The organism is Oceaniradius stylonematis, assembly GCF_965223445.1.
GTDB lineage: Bacteria > Pseudomonadota > Alphaproteobacteria > Rhizobiales > Rhizobiaceae > Roseitalea > Roseitalea stylonematis.
Window position 1 is genome coordinate 3121165 of sequence record NZ_OZ244994.1, and the last position, 18104, is coordinate 3139268.

General features: G+C 65.7%; 20 protein-coding genes. 11 read left to right on the forward strand and 9 right to left on the reverse strand.

Annotated features, from left to right (window positions below; genetic code table 11):
- Positions 1-9 precede the first annotated feature (9 nt).
- Positions 10-1083, forward strand: coding sequence for a quinolinate synthase NadA (gene nadA, locus ACOQOU_RS15370; RefSeq protein ID WP_306024617.1), 1074 nt, complete (start codon positions 10-12; stop codon positions 1081-1083).
- A 226-nt stretch (positions 1084-1309) separates the two neighbouring features.
- Positions 1310-2860: an L-aspartate oxidase gene (locus tag ACOQOU_RS15375; protein ID WP_306024618.1), complete on the forward strand. Its 1551-nt coding sequence runs from the start codon at positions 1310-1312 to the stop codon at positions 2858-2860.
- Positions 2861-2979: 119 nt separating this feature from the next.
- Here the strand turns inward: ACOQOU_RS15375 and ACOQOU_RS15380 are convergent, their stop codons facing one another.
- The gene (locus tag ACOQOU_RS15380; RefSeq protein WP_306024619.1) at positions 2980-4368 is read right to left on the reverse strand and encodes a metallophosphoesterase; all 1389 of its coding nucleotides are present in this window, start codon (positions 4366-4368) and stop codon (positions 2980-2982) included.
- 109 nt (positions 4369-4477) lie between these two features.
- Here ACOQOU_RS15380 and nadC point away from each other — a divergent pair, with 109 nt between their 5' ends.
- Positions 4478-5365: a carboxylating nicotinate-nucleotide diphosphorylase gene (nadC, locus tag ACOQOU_RS15385; RefSeq protein WP_375567136.1), complete on the forward strand. Its 888-nt coding sequence runs from the start codon at positions 4478-4480 to the stop codon at positions 5363-5365.
- Between the two features lie 79 nt (positions 5366-5444).
- The gene (locus ACOQOU_RS15390; RefSeq protein WP_306024620.1) at positions 5445-6620 is read left to right on the forward strand and encodes an alkane 1-monooxygenase; all 1176 of its coding nucleotides are present in this window, start codon (positions 5445-5447) and stop codon (positions 6618-6620) included.
- On the opposite strand, the gene ACOQOU_RS15395 is transcribed toward ACOQOU_RS15390, so the two are convergent.
- Genes ACOQOU_RS15395 through ACOQOU_RS15405 form a run of 3 tightly spaced genes read right to left on the reverse strand, consistent with a single transcriptional unit; the run spans position 6602 to position 8630 of the window.
- Positions 6602-7135, reverse strand: coding sequence for a tyrosine phosphatase family protein (locus ACOQOU_RS15395; RefSeq protein WP_306024621.1), 534 nt, complete (start codon positions 7133-7135; stop codon positions 6602-6604). The genes ACOQOU_RS15390 and ACOQOU_RS15395 overlap by 19 nt on opposite strands.
- A 3-nt stretch (positions 7136-7138) precedes the next feature.
- On the reverse strand, positions 7139-7765 hold the full coding sequence (locus ACOQOU_RS15400; RefSeq protein ID WP_109765842.1) for a YfbR-like 5'-deoxynucleotidase: 627 nt from the start codon (positions 7763-7765) through the stop codon (positions 7139-7141).
- The gene (locus tag ACOQOU_RS15405) at positions 7758-8630 is read right to left on the reverse strand and encodes a YgfZ/GcvT domain-containing protein (RefSeq protein WP_306024622.1); all 873 of its coding nucleotides are present in this window, start codon (positions 8628-8630) and stop codon (positions 7758-7760) included. Before ACOQOU_RS15405 ends, ACOQOU_RS15400 begins: the two co-directional genes overlap by 8 nt.
- Before the next feature lie 77 nt (positions 8631-8707).
- Between ACOQOU_RS15405 and ACOQOU_RS15410 the strand changes: the two genes are divergently transcribed.
- On the forward strand, positions 8708-10039 hold the full coding sequence (locus ACOQOU_RS15410; RefSeq protein WP_306024623.1) for a dihydroorotase: 1332 nt from the start codon (positions 8708-8710) through the stop codon (positions 10037-10039).
- Between the two features lie 113 nt (positions 10040-10152).
- A complete protein-coding gene (locus ACOQOU_RS15415) occupies positions 10153-10497 on the forward strand; it encodes a hypothetical protein (protein WP_306024624.1) in 345 nt (114 codons plus the stop codon).
- Here ACOQOU_RS15415 and ACOQOU_RS15420 read toward each other — a convergent pair whose 3' ends face one another.
- The 5 genes from ACOQOU_RS15420 to ACOQOU_RS15440 all read right to left on the reverse strand — a co-directional run bounded on the left by ACOQOU_RS15420 (position 10498) and on the right by ACOQOU_RS15440 (position 13632).
- Positions 10498-11229 (reverse strand): hypothetical protein, encoded by a 732-nt coding sequence (locus ACOQOU_RS15420; protein ID WP_109765846.1) that lies wholly within the window; start codon positions 11227-11229, stop codon positions 10498-10500.
- Between the two features lie 32 nt (positions 11230-11261).
- Positions 11262-11525, reverse strand: a complete 264-nt coding sequence (locus ACOQOU_RS15425; protein ID WP_109765847.1) for a hypothetical protein — start codon at positions 11523-11525, stop codon at positions 11262-11264.
- A gap of 111 nt (positions 11526-11636) precedes the next feature.
- Positions 11637-12029: a TIGR02301 family protein gene (locus ACOQOU_RS15430; RefSeq protein WP_109765848.1), complete on the reverse strand. Its 393-nt coding sequence runs from the start codon at positions 12027-12029 to the stop codon at positions 11637-11639.
- Positions 12030-12108: 79 nt separating this feature from the next.
- Positions 12109-13107 (reverse strand): DUF3179 domain-containing protein, encoded by a 999-nt coding sequence (locus tag ACOQOU_RS15435; RefSeq protein ID WP_306024625.1) that lies wholly within the window; start codon positions 13105-13107, stop codon positions 12109-12111.
- Between the two features lie 96 nt (positions 13108-13203).
- Positions 13204-13632 carry an NUDIX hydrolase gene (locus ACOQOU_RS15440; RefSeq protein ID WP_109765849.1) on the reverse strand — a complete coding sequence of 143 codons (429 nt, stop codon included), beginning with the start codon at positions 13630-13632 and terminating at the stop codon, positions 13204-13206.
- Between the two features lie 94 nt (positions 13633-13726).
- Here ACOQOU_RS15440 and ACOQOU_RS15445 point away from each other — a divergent pair, with 94 nt between their 5' ends.
- The 5 genes from ACOQOU_RS15445 to ACOQOU_RS15465 all read left to right on the forward strand — a co-directional run bounded on the left by ACOQOU_RS15445 (position 13727) and on the right by ACOQOU_RS15465 (position 18026).
- Entirely contained in the window at positions 13727-14290 is a 564-nt protein-coding gene (locus ACOQOU_RS15445) for a DUF2799 domain-containing protein (protein ID WP_306024626.1), read from the forward strand.
- A 33-nt stretch (positions 14291-14323) separates the two neighbouring features.
- Positions 14324-15103 carry an SOS response-associated peptidase gene (locus tag ACOQOU_RS15450; RefSeq protein WP_306024627.1) on the forward strand — a complete coding sequence of 260 codons (780 nt, stop codon included), beginning with the start codon at positions 14324-14326 and terminating at the stop codon, positions 15101-15103.
- 21 nt (positions 15104-15124) lie between these two features.
- Complete coding sequence (locus tag ACOQOU_RS15455; RefSeq protein WP_109765852.1) at positions 15125-15742, forward strand: LysE/ArgO family amino acid transporter; 618 nt, start codon at positions 15125-15127, stop codon at positions 15740-15742.
- A gap of 392 nt (positions 15743-16134) precedes the next feature.
- The gene (gene cysS / locus ACOQOU_RS15460; protein ID WP_306024628.1) at positions 16135-17532 is read left to right on the forward strand and encodes a cysteine--tRNA ligase; all 1398 of its coding nucleotides are present in this window, start codon (positions 16135-16137) and stop codon (positions 17530-17532) included.
- On the forward strand, positions 17529-18026 hold the full coding sequence (locus ACOQOU_RS15465; RefSeq protein WP_109765854.1) for a GFA family protein: 498 nt from the start codon (positions 17529-17531) through the stop codon (positions 18024-18026). The genes cysS and ACOQOU_RS15465 overlap by 4 nt, the downstream gene beginning before the upstream one ends.
- Positions 18027-18104 lie beyond the last annotated feature (78 nt).

The following is an 18104-nucleotide window of genomic DNA, read 5'->3' on the forward strand; positions in this document are numbered from 1 at the left end:
GAGGCTCCCATGCGAGCGGAGGCCGAAACCCCCAAGCCGGCACATTCGGGAAACGGCGCCGCCGAGCGTTTCGGCGTCATCGCCCGCCCGCCGCTTGAATGGAACGCCGAAATCGAGCGCGAGACGGCGCATCTTTACGAGCGCGTCGCCCATCACATCCCGAAGATCGAATGGCCGGTCTATGCGCCCTATGTGGCGGCGATCAACCGGCTGAAGAAAGAGCGCAACGCGGCGATCCTGGCGCACAATTACCAGACGCCGGAGATCTTCCATTGCGTCGCCGACATTGTCGGGGACAGCCTGCAACTCGCCAAGGAAGCCACCCAGGTCGATGCCGAGATCATCGTCCAGTGCGGCGTCCATTTCATGGCCGAGACGTCCAAGCTGCTGAACCCGGACAAGACGGTGCTGATCCCGGACATGAAGGCCGGCTGCTCCCTGTCGGAATCGATCACCGGCGCCGATGTGCGCCTTCTGCGCGAACGCTATCCGGGCGTTCCGGTCGTCACCTATGTGAACACGTCCGCCGAGGTGAAGGCCGAGACGGACATTTGCTGCACCTCGTCCAACGCCGTGCAGGTGGTCGAGAGTTTCGGCGCCGACACGGTTCTGTGTATTCCCGACGAATATCTCGCCCAGAATGTCGCCGCCCAGACCGATGTGAAGATCCTGACCTGGAAGGGCCATTGCGAGGTCCATGAGCGGTTCACCGCCGAGGAACTGCAGGCCTATAAGGATGCCGATCCGGAGATCGAGATCATCGCCCATCCCGAATGCCCGGTCGATGTCGTCGAGATGGCCGACTATACGGGCTCGACCGCCGGCATGATCAACTATGTGCGCGACCAGCGTCCGCCCAAGGTGCTGCTGGTCACCGAATGCTCGATGGCGTCCAACATCCAGTCCGAGGTTCCCGAGGTCGAATTCGTCAAGCCGTGCAATCTGTGCCCGCACATGAAGCGCATCACGCTGCCCAAGATCCTCGATGCTCTGTGCGAGATGAAGGAGGAGGTGACGGTCGATCCCGCCATCGCCGCTCGGGCGAGGCGGGCGGTGGAGCGCATGGTGAACCTGAAGAATTGATTTTTTCTGCAAGCATTCGGCGCGGCATACGCCTTCCCTCCACCCTGTATCCCTCCCCTCCAGGGGGAAGGACGACATCAACTCACGGTCTCTTTCCCCGCAGCCCGAGCCAAGCTCTAACACCGCCGCCGAGCGCCGTGCCGACGCTCTCCCTCCCCCTGGAGGGGAGGGATACAGGGTGGGGGGAAGCGAGCCAAAAGGCCGATGAGTTCGGGACAACCGGCGCATGACCGCCCCCATCCTCATCATCGGCGGCGGTCTGGCCGGGCTGTTCTGCGCGCTGAAACTGGCGCCGCGTCCGGTCACCATCCTTGCCGCCGCGCCGATCGGCCGCGGCGCATCGTCGGCCTGGGCGCAGGCGGGCATTGCCGCCGCCGTCTCGCCGGGCGACACGATCGAAAGCCATGTCAACGATACCATCGCCGCCGGCGACGGCATCGTTGACGAGGCGATCATCGCCGGCATGGCGGCGGAAGCGTCGGACCGCGTGCACGATCTTCTGGAATTCGGCGTGCCGTTCGACCGCGATCTGGAAGGCCAGCTCGCCGTCAGCCGCGAAGCGGCGCACAGCCATTCGCGCATCGTGCGCGTCAAGGGCGACATGGCCGGCCGCGCCATCATGCAGGCGCTGGTCGAGGCGATCCGCAAGGCGGCCCATGTGCGCGTTCTCGAAGGCTATGTGGCCGAAGAACTGGTCACCGATGCTGGCCGCGTCACCGGCGTGATCGCGCGCGGCGAGGCGGGGCAGGGCGAACGCGAAACCCTCCGCGCATCCGATGTCATCATGGCGACCGGCGGCGTTGGCCATCTCTACGCGGTGACGACCAACCCGACAGAGGCGCGCGGCGGCGGCATCGGCATGGCCGCGCGCGCCGGCGCCCGCATGGCCGACATGGAGTTCGTGCAGTTCCACCCCACCGCAATCGATGTCGACAAGGACCCCGCACCGCTGGCGACCGAGGCGCTGCGCGGCCATGGCGCGACGCTGGTCAACGGCGCGGGCGAACGTTTCATGGTGCCGCTGCACCCGGACGCCGAGCTGGCGCCGCGCGACGAGGTGGCGCGCGGCATCTTCGCCGAAGTGCAGGCGGGCCGCGGCGCGTTTCTCGATTGCCGCACGGCGATCCACGACTTTGCCGGCGAGTTCCCGACCGTTCACGGTTATTGCGCCGACGCGGGCATCGATCCGGCGACCGACCTGATCCCGGTGACGCCGGCAGCACACTATTTCATGGGCGGCATCTGGACCGACGAGGACGGCCGCACGTCGCTGCCCGGCTTTTGGGCGTGCGGCGAGTGCAGCTCGACCGGCGCCCATGGCGCCAACAGGCTTGCCTCCAATTCGCTTCTGGAGGCGGTGGTGTTCGCCGCGCGCGTCGCCGATGCCTTGAAGGCCGACGGCGGCGATCCGGCACCAGATGACTGGGCTGACAGGTCCGTCGATGCGCCTGATGCGATCACCGAAGGCGATCATGCGGGCATGACAAGGCTGCGCGCCATCATGAGCGCCCATCTGGGCGTTTTGCGCGATGCGGCCGGCATGCGCCAGGCGCTGCGTGCCATCGTTGCGCTGGAAGACGAGACCGAAGATGACACGCGGTTCGCCAACGTGCTGACGACCGCCAAACTGATCGCCATATCGGCGCTCAACCGGACCGAGAGCCGGGGCGGGCATTTCCGCACCGATTTCCCGGACCAGGACCCGAACTGGGCCCGCCGCACGCTGCTGACGCTCGATCAGGCCGAGTCGGCGGTGGAGGATTTTCTAAAGAGTTGACCTTTTCGCCATGCCTTTCGAGGCTCGGCAATCATCGCCCTCATCCTGAGGTGCGAGCGTAGCGAGCCTCGAAGGGCGAGGGCGATGATTGCCTCACACCTCAGGATGAGGTGAAAAGGTCACCCACCATTGGCCGCCAGAGCGTCGGCGACGACCTGTTTGAGCCGCAGGTCCGGCACTTCGGCGAATTCCAGATCGTCCGTGCCCAGATAGGCGGTCTGGTTGATCGCGGTCCAGCCATTGACGGCGACGGTGTAGGTGGCGGTCGGGTCGATATCGAGTTCGGCGGCGTGGACGAAATCGCCCGTGCGCTGGTCGAGCGCGGTCGCCGTGTGCTGGTTGGCCCGTTCCATGATCGCCGCCAGCCGTTCGCCGCCGATGTTCACGGTGCGAAGATCGCCGTCGAACCGGACATAGGCGTTGAAATCGTAGCGGCTGATCTCGCCTGCCTCGAGCCCCGTGCCGAACGTGGTGTGGCCGAGAAAGGCAATGTCCGCGCCGGTCGCCTCGCGTACCGCCTCGGTCGCGAACAGGATGGCATTGGGCAGGTCGAGCGTTTCGGAGACAGAGCCCACGATGGCGCGGTCCTCGTCGGTCAGATGTTCGTTCATGGCGGTGACCACCGCATTGCCGATGTCGCTGTCCGGATCGTCATCGGCGGCAACCGCAACGCCTTCGAAGGTCGTGTCCGCGCCGCCTTGGGCATTGAAGGTCATGGAGCCGATGGTGAACCCGTTCCCCCACGAGCCCGGATGCACATAGGCAAGGCCCGGCTCCGCATGGGTGAAATCCAGATGATCGTGCCCGCCGATCAGCAGCGTGCGCTCGGGAAGGGAGGCGAGCATCGCCTTGTCGGCGGCGACGCCGGCATGGCTGAGAACGATCGCCGCATCGGTTTCGCGCGTCAGCCCGCCCATCAGGCTTTCCGCCCAAGCGACCGGTTGCGGGATGGTCAGCGTCGGGCGGATCGGCGTCCGGTAGGTGAAGATGTTGTCGGTCGCAAGCCCCGCGAGCGCCACGCGCTTGTCGCGCACGCCGATCGAAAGGGCCGCCGGCGCCAGCAGTTCGCCGGTGCGCGCGTCGATGATGTTGCTCATCACATGCACGCCGCGCGCCGTTGCCTCGCGCGTGAAGATGGCCATGTCTTCGAGAACGGCCGTCTCGTGATTGCCGATGTTGAAGAAGACCGGCGCGATCTGGCTGAGCTTGTCGAGCGCCAGCAGGTCCGGCGCGACGCGGCTGCGCAGCGCCACCACATTGCCGCGTTCGAACATGTCGCCATTGATGACGATGATCACCTTGCCGCCCGCTTCGGCGGCGCGGTTGCGCACGGCCGCCACCAGTTGCGGCAGGCGTTTATAGGGCGAGTGCAGGTCCGACAGGATGATCGCGGTCACGTCAGGCTCGTTCTGCGCCAATGCGACGCGCGGTGCGGCGGCAGCGGCGGCGATGGCGGCACCCGCGCGCAGCACGAGACGGCGGGACACGGTGGCGGAAAGGGCGGCCATGGAAACCTCTTGGGCGGTTGGGGAATGCAAGCGGATGCGGCCTGTTTGGCATGGCACGTTGACATTTCCATGACGCCGGGTCTTCGTGGCGCCGCCGCCGGAGACCGCCATGCCCGACATACAATCATATCCCCCCAGCCTGCCCGCCCTGATGGTCGAGGACGCCGTGCGCGCGGCGCTCCTCGAAGACCTCGGCCGGGCCGGCGATATCACGACCGATGCGACGATCGCGCCGGACATGACCGCGCGGGCCGTCATCGCCAGCCGCGAGCACGGGACGATTGCCGGGCTGCCGCTGGCCGAAGCGGCTTTTGCGGCCATCGGAAGCGGTCTTCGGCTCGTCGCGCATGTCGCCGATGGCGACACGGTCGAGCCGGGCACCATTGTCGCCGCCATCAGCGGCAATGCCCGCGTGATCCTGTCGGCGGAGCGTGTCGCGCTCAACTATCTGATGATGCTGTCGGGCATTGCAACGCACACCGCGCGGTTTGCCGCCGCCATCGCCCACACCCACGCCAGGGTGTGCGACACGCGCAAGACCGTGCCCGGCCACCGCACATTGGCCAAGTATGCCGTGCGCTGCGGTGGCGGCAGCAACCACCGGTTCGGTCTCGATGACGCGGTGCTGATCAAGGACAACCATATCGCCGTCTCGGGCGGGGTGGCCGAGGCCGTGCGCAATGCGCGCGCCCATGTCGGCCACACCGTCATGGTCGAGATCGAGGTCGACACGCTCGACCAGTTGCGCGCGGCGCTGCCGGCGGCCCCCGACATCGTGCTGCTCGACAATATGACGCCCGATCTGCTGCGTCAGGCCGTGGCGATCAACCGCTCCCACAATGGTGGCAAGGTCAAGCTGGAAGCCTCTGGCAATGTCGATCTGGATACGGTGGCGGCCATTGCCGAGACCGGCGTCGACTTCATCTCGACGTCGAAGATCACCATGGCCGCGCCAACGCTCGATCTGGGCCTCGACATCGTTCTGGACCGGGATTGAACGACGGCAGGCCCCTTTTGACTCGCCCCCGGTTCTCGGGCACAGTTGACGTAAACGTCAACCAACGGAATGCGTTTGCATGATCTTCGTGGCAACCACCGATGATGGCGGCGAAATCCGCTATGTCGACCGGAAGCGATGGCTCTGGATCATCTCGGTCCTGACACCGTCAGTCCCGGCGATCGGCGCGCTGGCGCTCTGGGCTACCGGCAATCCGGTCTGGGCGCTGCTTCCCGTGCTCGTCTATTACGTCGCAACGCCGCTGATCGACATGGTGGTCGGAAGCGACCCCAACAATCCGCCCGAAGCGGTCGTCGGCGCGCTGTCCGAGGACCAATATTACCGGGCGCTGCTGTTTTTGTCGGTGCCGGTCTTCTGGGCCAGCTTTCTCGTACCGGCAATCGTCGCATCCACCCAGCCCGTGCCGGTCTGGGCGTGGCTGTTGCTCGCCGTCGGTGCGGGCGCCTCGTCCGGCACAGGGCTGACGGTCGCCCATGAACTCGGCCACAAGCCGAACCGTCTCGACCAGTGGGGCGCCAAGATCATGTGTGCGCTGAGCGGCTATGCCCATTTCTGCCTTGAGCACAATCGCGGCCATCACGTGCAGGTGGCAACGCCCGAAGACCGTGCGTCGGGCCGGCTCGGCGAAAGCCTCTACGCATTCGCCGCGCGCGAGATCCCCAGCGTCGTCGCCGAAGGCTGGGCGCTGGAGCGCAAGCGGCTCGAAAAGAAGGGCCTGCCCTTCTGGCACTGGCGCAACGATCTCCTGCAGGGCTACGCCATCGCGCTTGCGGTCGCCGCGCTGCTCGTCGCGTTTCTCGGCTGGATCGTCCTGCCCTTCATCGCGATCAGCCATGCGGTGGCATGGTTCCATCTGTCGATGGCCAACTATGTCGAGCATTACGGCCTCAAGCGCGACCGCAAGCCGAACGGGCGCTACGGGCCGTGCGAACCGCGCCATTCGTGGAACACCAACCACATCGTCTCCAACCTGATGCTGTTCCATCTGCAGCGCCATTCGGACCACCACGCCAATCCGCTCAGGCCCTATCAGGCGCTGCGCAATTTCGACGATCTGCCGCATCTGCCCAGCGGCTATCCCGGCTCGTTCGTGCTGGCGGCCATTCCGCCGCTCTGGCGCAAGGTGATGGACCCCAAGGTCTGCAAGTGGGCCAGGGGCGATGTCGACCGCTGCAATGTCCGCCCGGGCCTGGAAAACGCCTATGCGCTGAAATTTCAGAACTGGCCGGCGTGATCGTCCGACACGGGGAAGACGAACGGTGCGCCCTCGAAACAATCCGCGCCGCGTCCGATGGACCGGATTGCGTCGACCATCGCGCCGCCGCGCCCCAGAACATCGTCGGCAATGGCGACAAGTTTCGGGTTCGGCGTCGCCGTCGATGAACGCAGCCGCAACAGCCGCGCTGCCATCATCGCATCGAGATCGGGATTGAGCGCCAGCGCGATCATGTAGGCGCTGGCCGTCGATCGCGACACGCCTGCAAAGCAGTGGATCAGCATCGGCGCGGTCCGGTCCCAATTGCGGCCGAAGTCGATGATCGCCCGAACATGGTCCTCGGCGGGCGTAACGAGGCCGGGCACATCCCGGAACACGTCGTTCATGGCAAGGCGCAGATGATGGTCAGGCTCCACCGATTCCGGGCGCTGTACGTCCGGATCGCCGCTGATCACCGTCAGCATGTGGCTCGGCGCGTGACGGCGTGCCGTATCGGCAATTCGGGCGAGCGAACAGACGGCGAGATAGGGCATCGCTCAGCCCTTTTCGCCGGGTCGAGCCGGCGGCTGTTCCAGTTCGGCGAACCGCGCCAGAAAGGCGGCCTCGACGGTGGCCGAGGGCTGCGGCGTCAGCGGCAAACCGTCGGCAGTCACCGTGCGCGGCCGGCCGAAATAGGTGCCCGCCTCGGCAATTGTGAAACCGGCGAGCCGCGTCGCCTCGTGAAAGGCGGCGATCATGTCGGCGCGCTTGATCAGTTTCCTGGCGGCGGAAGGTGTTTCGGCTGGCAGGGAAAAGCGCAGATGGATCGCCATGTGCAGCCGGCCTTCGACCGCCTTGTAGTCGCCGCCCATCACGTGCTTGAACGGCGAGATCATGTCTCCGATGACATATTCGGGCGCATCGTGGAGCAGCGCCATCAAGAGCAGCGTCCGGTCCGCATCCGGTTTCAGCCGGCGCACGATCTGCTCGACTGCCAGGCAATGCTGCGCAACCGAAAAGGCATGATCGCCGCGGGTCTGCCCGTTCCAGCGCGCCACGCGCGCGAGCCCGTGCGCGATGTCGCTGATCTCGATGTCGAGCGGCGAGGGGTCGAGCAGATCGAGCCGCCGGCCCGACAGCATGCGCTGCCAGGCGCGCGGCGGAGCGCCGGCCTTGTCAGGCATTGCCGGTGTCCGCCGTGCTCGCCGGCCACCGATAGCTGACGCCCGGCGGCAGATCCGCGCGCACCGCAATATCGCCGGCAAGCACCGGCGCGCCCGTGTCGGCCGCTGTCCTGATCCGGTCGAGACGGACGATCGCCAGAGCGCGGTCGCCGGCCACGGTACCCAGCGTGCCCGCCGGCTTGCCGCCGGCGGTAATCTCCGCCCCGGTCGCAGGCAGCGCTGCGTCGCCCGATACGATCACCACGCGCCGCCGCGCCGTGCCGCGATGCTGCATCCGGCTCACCACCTCCTGGCCGACATAGCAGCCCTTCTTGAAGTCGAGCCCGCCATTCTGGTCGAGCGAGATGTCATGGCCGAACACATCGCCCAGCGCGAAGTCGGTGCCGCTTTCCACGACGCCATTGTCGATGCGCAGACGGTGCCAGTCCCGCTCCGATGCCGCGTCCGCCAGCACCGTGCCCGACGGAACGATGGCGCGGGTCACGGCGGTGGCCGCGAACCGTTGGTCACGCAGGTGCACGCTTGAATCAATCTGCGAACCGCCCGATTCATCGTCCCAGGAAACGGTCACAACCTGTTCATCGCGCACGGAAAAATCGGCCTTGGAGCGCAGCTTGTAGAGCGTCATGCGCTTGAGGAAAGCGTCGGCCTGCGCGCCATCGATATCGATCAGGAAGCCGTCATCGTCACGCGCGACGAGGAAGTCGAACATCACCTTGCCCTGCGGCGTCAGCAGCGCGCCGGGCTGCGCCACGCCCGGCGAAAGTGCCTCGATATCACAGGTCAGCAAATTGTGCAGAAGGTGCGCGGCGTCCTCGCCGGTCACGGCGATCACGGCCCGGCCGGGCAAAACCAGAGACGGCATGTCAGCTTTCCTTGCAAACCGATTGGCCGATACGTAAGCCGATCACACGGCAACGGCAAGACAGCGGGGACAGGCAGATGACACAGACGTTCGACACGGTTCTCAAGGGCGGAACCGTGGTCAATCATGACGGCATCGGCGTGCGCGATGTCGGCATCGCCGACGGCCGCATCGCGGCCATCGGCACGATCGATACCGCCGCAGCCGGCGATGTCATCGACTGCACCGGCCTGCACGTTCTGCCCGGCGTGATCGACAGTCAGGTGCATTTCCGCGAGCCTGGCCTCGAGCACAAGGAGGACTTGGAGACCGGTTCGCGCGCGGCCGTGCTCGGCGGCGTGACGACCGTGTTCGAGATGCCCAACACCAACCCGCTGACCGTCACAGAGGAGGCGCTGGCCGACAAGATCGCGCGCGCCACCGGACGGATGCACTGCGATTTTGCCTTCTGGGTCGGCGGCACGCACGAGAACGCCGGCATCGTCGGCGAACTGGAACGGTTGCCGGGGGCGGCCGGCATCAAGGTGTTCATGGGCTCGTCGACCGGCGATCTCCTCGTCGAGGACGATGAGGGCGTTGCGGCGATCCTGCGCAACACGCGCCGTCGGGCTGCCTTTCATTCCGAGGACGAATACAGGCTGCGCGACCGTGCGGGCGAACGTATCGAGGGCGATCCGTCGTCGCATCCGGTGTGGCGCGATGTCGAGGCGGCGCTCAAATGCACCAAAAGGCTCGTACGGATCGCGCGGGACAACCGCGCGCGCATCCATGTCCTGCATATCTCGACAGCCGAGGAGATCGAGTTCCTCGCGCAGAACAAGGATGTGGCCACCTGCGAGGCGCTGCCCAACCATCTGACCTTCACCGCCGACGACTATGCGGAACGCGGCACGCTGATCCAGATGAACCCGCCGATCCGCGAGGCGCGCCACCGCGACGGGATATGGAAGGGCATCGCGCAGGGCGTGATCGACGTGCTCGGCTCGGACCATGCGCCGCACACGCTGGAAGAAAAGCAAAAGCCCTATCCGGCCTCGCCCTCGGGCATGCCGGGCGTCCAGTATCTGGTCCCCGTCATGCTCGATCATGTCAGCAAGGGCCGGCTCAGCCTGGAACGGTTCGTCGACTTGACCGCGCACGGCCAGCAGCGCCTCTTCGGCATCGCCACCAAGGGGCGCATCGCCAAGGGCTATGATGCCGACTTCACCATCGTCGATCTCAAGCGCAGCGAAACCATCCGGCATGTGGATGCGGGAACCAAGGCGGGCTGGACCGCGTTCGACGGCATGGACGTGACCGGCTGGCCGGTCGGCACGATTGTCCGCGGCGAACGGGTCATGTGGGAGGGCGAGATCGTCACCCCGTCAAAGGGCGAAAAAGTGCTGTTCAACGAGGCACTTCCGGTCTGAAACGGTCGGGCGACCGCTCCTTTCGGTTCATCCTTTGGTTGGTGGCCACCGCCCGGTGCCGCGCCTAGAACTGTCATGTTTGTGACGATGTCGACGGTGGACCGGGGAGAACGATGAGCGAGACGATCTGGCAGATGGAAGAGCAGTTGTGGACCGGGTGCCGCGAACGCCTGAGCGCCGCCATGTCCGGCCTCTGCGTAATGGCATTTCCCGAACCCGTCGGCATGATGCTGGGCGCCCAGCTACAGCAACGGACGGAGCATGTCCCGCGCTGGGACCTCGTCGCCATGACCGATCAGACGACCGCGAGCCCGGCAAGCGGCGTCATCGTGCTTGCCTATCGCGCCGAAGGGCGCCGCCGCGGCTCCGCGCCCTACAGGGCCTTGTGCACATCGACCTATGCCCGAAAAAACGATGACTGGAGCCTGGTCCAGCATCACCAGACCCAGATCCCCTGATCAGTCGCCGGCGACGAAGAACAGCCAGCGGCCCTCGGGGGTGATGCCGGCGCGGAAGAAGATGTAGGAGCCGAAGCCGACCATGTCCTCATAGTCGCCGGCGGTGACCAGCTTGAACAGGTCTACCCGCTCCTCGGGCGTCAGCGAGTCGAGCGGTTTGGCGAAGAAATCGGGCCAGACATAGAGTTCGGCCTCGCCGCCAGCATCGAACCGCGCATAGCCTGCCTCGAAGACCTCCAGCAGGATGGCCAGCATCTCATGGCCTTCCGAATCGCCCGATATCGACTTGAAATAGTCCACCGGATCGCCTTCGACCTCGGCGAGCGACAGCCGGGTCGTGTCCGCGCCGGTGCCGATCAGCGGCCGCAGCCGTTCGGGATCGCCCGACCGGGCCGCCTCCATGATCAGTTCGCGCATTCGCCTGACCGGCGCGGGCAGGAGCGATACGTCGTCGGAAAATTCGACCGTGGTCTCGCTGGCGCCCGCCTGGTTGCGCGCCGGATCGCCGCCGCGCGGGATGGCGGGCGGCGCGGCCAGCGGGTTGTCGGGGTCTTCGGCGCCGATCATCGGCGCAGGAACGGGAATGACACCGGAGGGCGGCGGTGCGATGACATCCTGCGCATTGCTGGCCGCAGCCGGACCGGTCGCCAGAAGCGCCATCGCAGCCAGTGCCGCGACCGTCGCCCGGACGGCTCGGTTTGCCTCGGAGCGGATGTCGGTCGGCACAGCCATTGTCTCCCGGCTTTCGCCGCGTACAGGGGTTCCTATTGCAGCGTGCGCAGCCGGGTGAACTCGCCGGCCACCAGACGCTGGCGAATGTCGTCGATCACCGCCAGTGCGGCATCCTCGCCATTTTCGCCGACGATCTCTTCAAGGGCGGTCGCCATGGCAGCGTCCGCCAGAATATCGGTCTCGATGCCCTCAAGCATGCCATCTGCCCAGATTTCGGACTGCATCTCGCGGGCGGCACGCCGTTTTTCAAGGGCGATCGCATCGTCCAGCGCATCGATCTTCTGTTCTGTTTCCATGATGCAATTCCCGTCTTCTCCGGCACAAGCCCGCCGGTACGCACTGTCCCTATCTAACACACGCCGCCCGTTTGTAATTGCGAAGATCGTACAATCGTTAACGATCGCGCGCTACTGCGCGCCATAGGTGCTCGCAAGGTCAAGCGCCAGCGTCCGCCCTTCCTCGACATAGCGGTCGGCCGACAGCCGCGCCTGGTCGGTGCAGCGCGTGTAGACGCTGTCGAAGCTGCGATAGCCCTTGTTGAAGGCCGCGATGAGCTGGGCGCGCCGCAGCGGTTCCGGCTTTTCGACCGACAGCAATTGTTCCATCTCGTCACGCCAGCGATTGCTCGGCTCCGTGCACAGGTTGCGCAGATAATGGATCGAGCCGAGAACTTCGGCCAGCCTGCCCAGTTTCTCGTCATAGGCCACCGGCTGTGCATTTCCGGCAACCGGAGCGAGCGCCATCATCCACGCCAGTCCGGCCACGACCGCCGGTTTGCTGACACACAATGCGCGCAGCATCGTCAATCCCCTGTTCACCTGTCGCGTCGGTATCTGGCATCCAATTGGGGCACAAACAAGCTTGCAGGTTCTGCCGCCATCACTGGCCGACGATCGTGACACCGGGATGAAAGGCATGGGCAACGAAGGCAAACGTCACATCATAAGGCACGTCGCTCCCCTCGCGCGTGACCAGAACCGTGCCCACATCGCGGCCTTCGGCGATCCGCGTCGTGTCCAGCGCCGATGCGCGGCCGGCGGTCCATACGAAATCCAGCCCGTCGGCTTGCCAGGTGCCGGCCTCAGAGACGGTTTGCATCGTCACGATCAGCGGCTCCTCGTCGCCGCGCGGCACGATGACCACGCGTTCCATCGGCTCGATGCCCTCGGGCAACTGACCGTCATAGAGAAAGGGGCGTGACGTGTCATAGCTGCGGTAAGGGTTGCGGCCGTAATCGCGCATGTTCGGATTGTTGGGCACCAGCACGCGCCCGTTCGGGTTTTCCTCTGAGAACTCGGCCCAGGATTGCAGCCGTGCCGGAACCAGGGTCAGTTCTGCGCCGGTCATCTCGCCGACGATCGCTTCGCCGGTGAATTGCTGCCACCAAGTCTCGGTCTGCCGATCATACATGATCAGGTTGGAATCCTTGAGCTTTCCCGTCGTGCCGAATTCGAGCACCCGGCCGTCCACCGTCCGCTCGAAGACCGGCGCCGAATTGCACAAGGGGCAATAGGTGACCGCAACGGGCGTGCCGCCGACCACATCGTTGACGATCTCGTGCCATGTCAGGATGCGCAGCGGATAGGCGCGCGCGTCTCCGTCGATCGTCAGGCCGACGACGGGCTCCTGCGGTGCAAGGTCGTCATGGCCGGGCACGAACTCGAACACCGGATTGTCGATCGACGGAATGCCGTCGCGCGGCGGCCCGCCGGACAGGATCCGCGCCAGATCGACGGAACTCTTTTCGAAGTCGGTTTTCCAGCCCTCCATAGACCAACGGATCGGATCGGCATGGGCGGGTCTCGCCATCATCATCCCCGACACCAGCAGCAGGGCAAGGGCGGCGATGGGGCCGGCGAAGCGGTCGATACGGGGCATTGGCGGCACCTCGATCAAGTGCGGGATGCCCGAGAGCCTATGGCCCCGCCGCCTTCGGCGCCAATGACACCCGGTCACGATTACGTGGGCTGCCGGTCAAAGGCCGGCAAGGCGCCTCGCTGTCGCAAGTGTCGTTCGCGTCATCGCCAGCCCGTCCATTTCATCGACGGTGACGAAGCGCAGTTCGGCGGCATCGTCGCCGGCCACCGGCGTGCCGGTTGCGGTTCCGGTGAAAACGGTCAGGACGAAATGGTGCTCGGGCGCGCCCCGAAGGTTCTCGTCGCCGATCAGGTCGACCACTTCGGCCACCCTCAGGCTGTCGGGATCGGCCGTCAGCGCCGTTTCCTCGGCCAGTTCGCGCATGGCCGCCTGGCGAATCGTTTCCCCCCAATGGACCCGGCCACCGGGAAAAGCCCAAAGGTCCTGGGCAGGCGGACGGGCGCGCCGCGCCAACAGGAATGCACCGGACTGCTCGTCGCGGATCACCACCGAAACGGCGGCCGCTGGATGGCGCGCATCGGCCATTGTCGTGAAAAGCTCCCCCAATTCGACCGATCGGCATTTGCCACATTGCCGCTCTTGGCGATAGGCTCCGCCGGGGCGGCAAATGGGGTTTCAAATGCGATACTTGGTGGCGGCCGGCGTCTTGGGCGCGGCGATGATGGCGTTGTCGTCCTGCGCGACGCTCAGCGAGGAACAGTGCCAGGTGGTCGACTGGCAGCAATTGGGCGAGTCCGACGGCACGCGCGGGTTTCCCGTCACCTATGTCGGCCAGCATCAGGAAGCCTGCACCAAGCACGGCATCTCGGTCGATGCGGCAAGCTGGCAGACAGGTTGGGAACGCGGCATCCGCACCTATTGCACGCCGGCCAACGGGCTCAATGTGGGCCGTACGGGCGGCATCAACCGCAATGCCTGTCCGGCCGACATGGCGCTGGCCTTCAACGAGGCCTACACCGTCGGCCGCCGGGTTCATGACGCCCGCTCGGAACGCGACTCGGCCCAGCAGGAAATCGACAGGCTGATACGCGAACTGTCCGCCGCGACAGCGGAGGAAGATCGCCGGCGCATCCAGCTCGAGATCGAGCTTGAGCGCAACCGGCTTTCGTCGGCTCAAGGCGATGTCTTCAGCGCCGAGCGCACGGCCGACCTTTACCAGTTCCGCGCCGCCCACGCGCAATGATCGGCTGGCGCGCCCGATGAACGGGGACAGCTGATGTGCGGCCGCCTTGCTCTGACCCATGCTCGCGAAGAGGTTGAACGCTATTTCAGGGTGGCCGAGGTCGAGGACTTCCCCCCGCGCTACAACATCGCGCCAACGCAGCCCCTTTTGGTCGTCACCGCTGCCGAGACGCGTCCGGAGGGCTCGAACCTGCCCGATCGCAACGCGCTTCTGATGCGCTGGGGCTTGCTGCCCGCCTGGGTCAAGGATCCCGAGGACTTCCCGCTTCTGATCAATGCCCGTTCGGAAACCGCGGCGGAAAAGGCCTCGTTCCGCGCGGCGATGCGTCACCGGCGCTGCATCATTCCCGCATCGGGCTTTTACGAATGGGCACGGGACAAGGCGTCCGGCCAGTCGCAGGCCTTTTGGGTGCGGCCGCGCGACGGCGGCCCCGTCGGCTTTGCGGGCTTGCATGAAACATGGATCGGAAAGGATGGCAGCGAGATCGACACGTGCGCGATCATGACGATGGCCGCGCCCGACGATCTGTCCCATATCCACCACCGTGTGCCGGTCGCGCTGCGGCCCGAGCACCATGACCGCTGGCTCGATGTGCGCGGTCAGGGCCCCGCCGACATTGTCGATCTTTTTGCGCCCGACGCGCAGGTGATGTTCGACGCCATCGCGGTGTCCGACAAGGTCAACAAGGTGGCCAATGCCGGCCCCGACGTTCAGGAGCCGGTCGAACCGCGCGCCTTCGCGCTGCCGGGCGCGGCGAAAACGGTTGCAAAAACCGACACTGGCGGCGAAGAGAGCCAACCCAGCCTGTTCTGACCTCTCTGGCGCCTCTGTCCGATGTTTTCCGCCGCTTTCTCCGGATTCCTGCTCGGCGCGACGCTGATCATCGCGATTGGCGCACAGAACGCGTTCATCCTGCGTCAGGGGCTGATGCGCAGCCATGTGTTCATCCTGTGCCTGATCTGCGCACTGTCCGACGCGCTTTTGATCGCCGCCGGCGTCGCCGGGCTCGGTACGCTGATCGCCGCCAACCCGTCCCTGATCACCATCGTGACACTGGGCGGCGCGGCGTTCCTTCTCGTCTATGCGGCGCTGGCGCTGCGCCGCGCCCTGCGGCCGTCAGTCCTTCTGGCCGAGGCGCCGGGTGGCAAGCCGCTGCCGCTCAAGGCGGCGATTGCAACGTGCCTGGCGTTCACCTTCCTCAACCCGCACGTCTATCTGGACACGGTCGTGTTGCTGGGAAGTCTGTCGGGACGGTATGAGGGCGCGGCGCGCGTGGCATTTGGCGGCGGCGCGATGACGGCCAGTTTCGTCTGGTTCTTTTCGCTCGGCTATGGCGCGCGGCTTCTGGCGCCATTGTTCGCAAAGCCCGGCGCATGGCGCGTGCTCGACGTGCTGATTGCGGTGATCATGACGGCGCTCGCCATCGGGCTGCTGGCCAGCCTGGGGGGCTGAACCGCCAGCCGCAAGGCGTGATCTCTGCGCAGGCGCCCCAGGCATCTGCCATTTGCCGCTCCTGGTCCGTGAGAAGCAAATGGCCGAGCACAGTGGAAGATGGGGCGCAAACTCCACCGCGAGATACCCGGCTCCGCCTTGCGCAGAGGCGCCCATGGTAGCCGTTCGTTGCCGATCTTGAACAGGGGATTTTTCGGGGGAGGGCAAAAAAAGCGTCTCAATTGTACCAATGGCAACCACGGATTGCGTGCAAGGCGTCCATCGCTCTCGCGACGCGGGTGGCGGCGTACGGAAGCAAAAATCGCCCGCTTGGGGCCGTTGGGCGCTTGGCATCGCCGTCGCCGGCATGGCAAGAGCGGCGCGCGCGAGGGCGCATGGAAGGATAATCTGAGATGGCCGAAACCGCCGGCAGCACGATCCGCCTCTACAACACGCTGACGCGCGCCAAGGCGCCGTTCACGCCGATCGATCCGGAAAACGTCCGCCTCTATGTGTGCGGACCGACCGTCTATGACTACGCCCATATCGGCAATGCGCGGCCGGTCATCGTCTTCGACGTGTTGTTCCGGCTGCTGCGGCACGTCTATGGCGCCGATCATGTCACCTATGTCCGCAACATTACCGACGTCGAGGACAAGATCAACGCGCGGGCGCTGCGCGACTATCCCGATCTGCCGCTGAACGAGGCGATTCGCGCGGTGACCGAGAAGACCGCCGCCCAGTTCCAGGCCGACGCGCTGGCGCTCGGCTGTCTGCCGCCGACCCATGAGCCGCGCGCCACCGAACATGTCGCCGGCATGATCGCGATGATCAACGACCTGATTGCGCGCGGCCATGCCTATGTCGCAACTGGCGACGAGGGCGCGGAAGTGCTGTTCGATGTGGGCTCGATGCCGGATTATGGCGCTCTTTCGGGGCGCGATCTCGCCGATCAGAAGGCCGGCGCGCGCGTCGCCGTCGCCGATCACAAGCGCGATGCGGCTGATTTCGTGCTGTGGAAGCAGAGCGGATCGAACGAGCCGGGCTGGGATGCAGAGTTCGGCGGCACGCACATTCGCGGCCGCCCGGGTTGGCACATCGAATGCTCGGTGATGAGCGCGCATCATCTGGGCGAGGTGTTCGACATTCATGGCGGCGGCATCGATCTGGTCTTTCCCCATCATGAAAACGAGATCGCCCAGAGCCGCTGCGCCCATGGGACGGCGACCATGGCCAATGTCTGGATGCACAATGGCTTCCTGCAGGTCGAGGGCAGGAAGATGTCGAAGTCGCTCGGCAATTTCGTCACGGTCCATGAACTGCTGGCGACGGAGAAGTTCGGCGGGCGCGCGTGGCCCGGCGAGGTGCTGCGCCTTGCCATGCTGATGACCCATTATCGCGAGCCGATCGATTTTTCGGTCCGGCGGCTGGAGGAGGCGGAAGCGCTTATGGCGCGCCTGTGGCGGCGGGCCGGCGAAGCCATAAGCAATGGCACGCGGCAAGCCGTGATCGATGCGCTGAGCGACGACCTCAACAGTGTCGACGCGATCCACGCCCTCAATGGACTTGCCGGCGAACCGCTTCGCGACGCGCTCGAATTGCTCGGTCTGCCGCCGGCGGCTCCGGTCGGCGACGTCGACCTCGATGCCGTGCAGACGGCCATCGATGCCCGCCTCGCCCTGATTGCCGACAAGAACTGGGCCGAAGCCGACCGCATCCGCGACGAATTGCTTGAACGGGGCATCCAGCTCAAGGACGGCAAGGACCCGGACACCGGCGAACGCGTGACGACATGGGAGGTCAGACGATGAGCGAATCGCTCTCCGGCGGGTGCCAGTGCGGCGCGGTGCGCTACCGCGTCACGTTGCCGCTCAAAGACCCGCATTTGTGTCATTGTCGCATGTGCCAGAAGGCGGTCGGCAACTATTTCGTGCCGTTGGCCAGCGTCGAACGGGCGGCCTTTGAAATCACCCGGGGCGAACCGGCCTGGTTTCACTCATCGGGACCGGTGCGGCGCGGTTTCTGCCGTGACTGTGGCACGCCGCTTCTGTTCGAGACCGTTGGCTTTGACGGCATGACGATCACGCTCGGCTCACTGGACGATCCGGCATCGGTGCCGCCGGTTTCGACCTATGGCGTGGAATCGAGGATGCCGTGGATTGTAGAGGCGGTCGAACGCGACGGCCGCACCACTGAAGAAGAGGAGTATCTCGACGGCCAGCGCGTCCGCGACATCGCCGCAACAAACCGGCAGCATCCCGATCACGACACAGATGTCTGGCCGCCGAGACACGGCCATGGCTGAGCGCAATCCGCAGACGCAGATGCCCAAATGGCTGCTCTACGGGCTGATCGCCAAGGGTATCGCCGTCGTTGCGATCAC